The organism is uncultured Corynebacterium sp. (genome assembly GCF_945649885.1).
Classification (GTDB): domain Bacteria; phylum Actinomycetota; class Actinomycetes; order Mycobacteriales; family Mycobacteriaceae; genus Corynebacterium.
Genome location: NZ_CALZFS010000154.1, coordinates 1 through 5,283, shown reverse-complemented (window position 1 = coordinate 5,283; position 5,283 = coordinate 1). Strand labels below are relative to the sequence as shown.

Sequence of the window (5,283 nt, the reverse complement as noted above, 5' to 3'; positions counted from 1 at the left end):
AGGTCGGTGAAGACCTCGAACGCGCAGCCGCCAACCTGCCGCTGAAGGTGTTCACCTTCTATGGCGGAACCCCCTATGAGGAGCAGATCGACGCCCTCGACAATCGTGTCGACGTGGTCGTGGGCACCCCCGGGCGCCTCCTAGACCTCTACCAGCGCAAAGCCCTGCAACTGGACAAGGTGGCCATCCTGGTGCTTGATGAAGCCGATGAGATGCTCGACCTGGGTTTCCTGCCCGACATCGAGAAGATCATGAAGGCGTTGACCCACAAACATCAGACAATGCTGTTCTCCGCGACCATGCCGGGACCGATCCTCACTCTGGCACGCAGCTTCCTGCACAAACCGGTCCACATCCGGGCGGAATCCGCAGACTCCTCCGCCACCCACGCCTCCACCCGCCAGGTGGTCTTCCAGGCACACCGCATGGATAAGGAATCCGTCACCGCCCGGATCCTCCAGGCCCGCGGACGAGGAAAAACCATCATCTTCACACGCACCAAACGCACCGCCGCACAGGTCGCCGAAGACCTCGGTGCACGTGGCTTCTCCGTCGGCTCCGTTCACGGCGACATGGGCCAACCCGCCCGCGAACGCTCCCTCAACGCCTTCCGCAGTGGCACCATCGAAATCCTCGTGGCCACCGACGTGGCAGCACGTGGCATCGACATTGATGACGTCACCCACGTCATCAACTACCAGACCCCTGATGAACCCATGACCTACGTCCACCGCATCGGACGCACCGGACGCGCAGGCCACACCGGCATCGCCGTCACCCTGGTCGGCTATGACGAACTGCTCAAATGGACGGTGATCGACAACGAACTCGAACTCGGCCAACCCAACCCCCCACAGTGGTTCTCCACCTCCCCGGAACTCTATGAGGCACTGGACATTCCCGAAGGCGTCGGCGGCAGCATCGGACCACCGAAAAAGGTACTCGGCGGGGGCGCAAACCTACGCACACCGCGTCGCAGAAAGTAACACCTCATGTCCGAGAAACCACTGCGCAGAACACGCGCCGACTGGATCGCGACAGGCACCATCACCGCACTCTCCCTCATCGCCGTGGGAGCAGTGTGGGTTACAGCCCCCATCCGTGGATCCGAGCTGAGCACAGCACCGGAACCCTTTGTGGCCAGCCAATCACTGACCACCATCCCGGATACCCTCACGGAAAACTGGCGGGCACCCGACACCACACCCGGCAACCACAAACCCTCCATCACCGGAGGAGTCATCGTCGCAGCCGACACCAACACCCTGGCCGGTTACACCCCCGACGGTGAACAACTGTGGACCTATGAACGTGACATCGAACTATGCTCGATGTCCACCGGTTTCGAAGCAGCCGTAGCCACCTACCGCACCGGTGTGGGCTGTGGCGACGTGGTATCCCTCACCGCCACACAAGGCCAGTACAAGGCCACCCGTAGCGCCCCAGCCGACAACAACATTGCACCGATCACCTCCAATGACCGCATCGGCATCCTGGGACAGCAACGAGTGGAACTCTGGCGCTCCGACCTGGTACGGACCGTGGAATACGGCGAAGTCGAAGCAAAACAGGAAGCCGGCCAGCAACCCTTCCCCCAATGCTCCATCACCTCAGCCATGACCCGCAAAGAACTACTGGCCGTGACAGAAACCTGCCCCGACGGCAGTGTCTTCCTCCGATTCCAGGACACCACGCCCGAAGACTCCCGCGAACCCGAAGTCACCAGCAACATCACCATCGACGCCCCCGAAGCCCGACTGGTAGCCATCGGCCAGGACTCAGCAGCTGTCTACCTGGACGCCCCCACCCCGAGAATCCAGACCTACAACAATGAGGGAACCCTGCTCGAAGAACACGCAGTCGACGCTGCCGACTTCCCCGACGCTCCCTTCCAACCAGCCACAGCAGACCTCCCCCACCACATGTCCTGGTTTGACGGACAACGCCTCGCACTATTCACACCCGGACAACTGTCCGTGGGACAGGTCTTCGACGATGCCCTCGGAACGGGCATCGCCATCGATAACCGTCTGCTCTATCCGACGCCTGAGGGCATCGCAGTTGCCAACTGGGACACCGGAGACACCCTGCACACCATCCCCCTCAACCGGGGCGGATACACCGGTGAGATCTCACTCGGGGTCGCAGGCAGCACCATCGTGGAAAAGCGTGGCGACGAAATCGTCGGCCTCAGCCAACCCCCCGGAGGCCAGTAGTGGGGTCAGTACTGGTTCTCCATCCAGTGCAGTGAGCGTGCGTTAAACATCATCGCAAAGCAGGCAATCGCAGAAAGCACGACCGCACCAGCCCACAGAGGCTGCCCACCAGTGACCATGTAATAGGACACTGGGAAGAGAATGATGTTCAGCATGATGATCGGGCCACGTCCCCACTTACGCCCACGCATCATATTGATCGCGCCGGCAAGGACAGTTCCGAAGACGATGATCATCACCACCGCGGTTCCCACTCCCACGGCGGTATTGGCCTCAGCACTCTCATAGAAGAGGCTGGGGTCATTCTCATTCTGGCCCATCACCTCCCGGTAGAGGAGGAAGAAGGCATAAGCGAGGCCAATGGCTGACTGGATAAGAGCAATGATTCCGCCCCAGCGAATGGTGGGCGGCACGATTGGAGTGGTCACGGGAATTGAGTCTAGCTGTTCACCTGGATGTCACCCATCCGAGGATCCACCACGGATAACTAAGTCAACACAGTCCTATAGAGGTTGTTTGCGCTGGGAAATTACTCAATCGATTTCATAGACGCGCGTCACATGACCTTGGTTTCTGCGTTGACCTTTTGTGAACTTGACACCGCACAACGAACCACCCACACCCCAGCATTCCGCAAACACACAGGCAGAAGAACTATTCAATAGCAATAGACGGCACTAATAATGTGACACAGCCCACCGAGGACCGGCAGCGAGGGGTACTTTCCACAATAAACCATGTGACTTTAACCACAAAAGGCCACTTAGGTCTAGCCAACGCTGGGTGTACATGACATGATTTCTAAGTACCAACAAGAACACAGTAAAAACTGAGTCTTAACTTCGGTGCAGCGCAACATTAACCCCAGGTGAACAAGTAGACGCGGATCGCGTCTTCATTGACATGCCCTGGACTTTCCACTTACCCAGCGACCTTCCCAGGTCCTATGTAGCGCGCCCGAAAAACACTAATTATCAGGCTTTCTCGAAAAGGAGTTATCGAAATGGATTGGCGCCACGAAGCAGTATGCCGCGAAGAAGACCCAGAGCTGTTCTTCCCAGTCGGCAACTCCGGCCCTGCACTTGCCCAGATCGCATCCGCCAAGATGGTATGCAACCGCTGCCCAGTCACCACCCAGTGTCTGGCGTGGGCACTGGAAACCGGTCAGGATGCCGGCGTCTGGGGCGGAATGAGCGAAGACGAGCGTCGCGCACTCAAGCGTCGCAAGAACCGCGGTCGCGGTCGCGCCCGCATCGCAGTCTAAAAAGACAACGCTCCCCACACGTTTTTGAAACCTTCGCCATTTCCCGGCAGGCTCTTCACTAACACTTGAGTCTCAACACTAAAATTCATAACCAAATACACAGCCTGGTGAAACTACTGACCTCAGCTTTGTTCCACTCACGGGCACCGACTAGAGTGTTGTAGGTTGATCAACATTCAGAAAAAGGAGGACCTCACATGAGCAAGCGAGGACGTAAGCGCAAGGATCGTCGCAAGAAAGGCGCTAACCACGGTAAGCGCCCTAATTCCTAAATAGGATAATGAACCGCCCAGAAGAGAATTTCTCTTCTGGGCGGTTTCTTTTTGCCACCAGCCTTAACCCCGGCGGTATTCCACCCGGATCCGGTAGGAAATCTTTTGCCGCAGCTCGGTAGGAGCTGGTGGGCAACAGCATTTACGCAGGAGATCCCGGAACTCCGCCTCCGCGGTGAGCAGCTGTGCACAATTAGGGCACTCAGCTGCATGGGCACGGAGACGGCTGCATTCCTCTTCTGTCAGTTGATCATCAAGTAGCTGATACATCGTCTCGTAGAACTCGGAGCAGCCGCAATTGTCCTGTGGACAGCCGCATCCGCAATTGCTGTCGATCATTTCTTTGCCTCCGAAGTTTTCTTCATATCAGGGTGGCCTAAGCCGATCCCTTGCTCATGCGCTACTTCCTTCAACATCCCCCGCAGCTGTTTTCTTCCACGATGCAGTCGGGACATGACAGTTCCGAGCGGAATGCCCATGATTTCGGCGATTTCCTTATAGGCAAGATCCTCCACATCGGCATAATAGACGACCATCCGGAACTCCGGGCTCAGTTCATTCATCGCATTGGCTATCTGCCCATCAGGAAGATTCTTCAACGCCTCCACCTCAGCAGATTCCAGGCCCGTGGAAGCATGCGAGTAGGTATCCACCAGCTGGTAATCCGTGATTTCCTCGGTGGGGGTCTGCGTGGGCTGTCGCTGCTTTTTGCGATAGATGTTGATATAGGTGTTGGTCATGATGCGGTACAACCAAGCCTTGAGGTTGGTGCCCGGCCGGAAACTCGCGAATGCCTGATAGGCCTTGATGTAGGTGTCCTGAACCAGGTCCTCTGCGTCTGCAGGATTACGAGTCATCCGGAGCGCACCACCGTAAAGCTGGTCAAGGAGGGGTAATGCTTCCTCCTCGAAGCGGGTGGCCAGCTCTTCATCATCAGCAGTGCCGGTTCGATTCTCAGCCATGAGGCCCCTTTCAAAACGCGTGTTCCCCATTCTACGTCGAGCTGTTATCAGACCCCATGGGGGTGGTCAGATAACTGCTTGAGCGGGATGTTCTCATATCCGCTACCCCCCATTGTCCGGGCCATAGATTAGAACATATGTACAAGGTTTCTACTAAAAGGAGTTCCCATGTCTGAAATATTCTACTACGGCGTCACCAACCCGTCTGACCCACTGAGCTGCGAAATCACTCATCGAAATCGAAAAGAACTCCGCTTCTGGCATGCCCAACTACCCGATGATGATGAGGATTTAGCCACGTCCATTCTCAAGATCAATCTTCGCACCGGCGTTCCCCGGAAATTTATCGCAGCATCACTTTTTACTGTGAGATTTCTTAAAAAGCTTCCTTTTTTATCGGCCCTTGCAGACAAACTCGGTCATCTGGATATGCCCCGGCTGAATACCATCACCCGGGCTCTGTGCAAGGTCCCCTCACAATTTCTAGAGCTTTTCGACGAACAGCTCGCCGCCTATCTGACGCCCACCCGCCAGAACCAGGTCCTACCGCAGCCAGCCTCCATCGCAGC

6 protein-coding genes and 1 pseudogene are annotated in these 5,283 nt (G+C 56.9%); 4 read left to right on the top strand and 3 right to left on the bottom strand.

The window, feature by feature from the left end; genetic code table 11:
* Positions 1-986 (top strand): DEAD/DEAH box helicase (locus Q0M74_RS12805; protein ID WP_293955071.1); only part of this gene is annotated, 986 nt, incomplete at its 5' end.
* Between the two features lie 6 nt (positions 987-992).
* Entirely contained in the window at positions 993-2,216 is a 1,224-nt protein-coding gene (locus Q0M74_RS12800) for a hypothetical protein (protein WP_293955069.1), read from the top strand.
* 5 nt (positions 2,217-2,221) lie between these two features.
* Here the strand turns inward: Q0M74_RS12800 and Q0M74_RS12795 are convergent, their stop codons facing one another.
* Positions 2,222-2,650, bottom strand: coding sequence for a hypothetical protein (locus Q0M74_RS12795; RefSeq protein WP_293955073.1), 429 nt, complete (start codon positions 2,648-2,650; stop codon positions 2,222-2,224).
* Positions 2,651-3,219: 569 nt separating this feature from the next.
* Here Q0M74_RS12795 and whcE point away from each other — a divergent pair.
* Positions 3,220-3,480, top strand: coding sequence for a WhiB family transcriptional regulator WhcE (gene whcE / locus Q0M74_RS12790; protein WP_006769534.1), 261 nt, complete (start codon positions 3,220-3,222; stop codon positions 3,478-3,480).
* 335 nt (positions 3,481-3,815) lie between these two features.
* Here whcE and rsrA read toward each other — a convergent pair whose 3' ends face one another.
* Complete coding sequence (rsrA, locus tag Q0M74_RS12785; protein WP_293955067.1) at positions 3,816-4,091, bottom strand: mycothiol system anti-sigma-R factor; 276 nt, start codon at positions 4,089-4,091, stop codon at positions 3,816-3,818.
* On the bottom strand, positions 4,088-4,714 hold the full coding sequence (locus Q0M74_RS12780; protein WP_293955065.1) for a sigma-70 family RNA polymerase sigma factor: 627 nt from the start codon (positions 4,712-4,714) through the stop codon (positions 4,088-4,090). The genes rsrA and Q0M74_RS12780 overlap by 4 nt, the downstream gene beginning before the upstream one ends.
* Before the next feature lie 168 nt (positions 4,715-4,882).
* Here Q0M74_RS12780 and Q0M74_RS12775 point away from each other — a divergent pair.
* Positions 4,883-5,283: pseudogene (locus tag Q0M74_RS12775) on the top strand (HNH endonuclease); the annotation flags it as partial.

Bases quoted from the DNA above. Each gene is read 5' to 3' on its own strand.
- rsrA (WP_293955067.1), bottom strand. From the start codon at position 4,091: ATGATCGACAGCAATTGCGGATGCGGCTGTCCACAGGACAATTGCGGC.
- Q0M74_RS12800 (WP_293955069.1), top strand. From the start codon at position 993: ATGTCCGAGAAACCACTGCGCAGAACACGCGCCGACTGGATCGCGACA.
- whcE (WP_006769534.1), top strand. From the start codon at position 3,220: ATGGATTGGCGCCACGAAGCAGTATGCCGCGAAGAAGACCCAGAGCTG.
- Q0M74_RS12780 (WP_293955065.1), bottom strand. From the start codon at position 4,714: ATGGCTGAGAATCGAACCGGCACTGCTGATGATGAAGAGCTGGCCACC.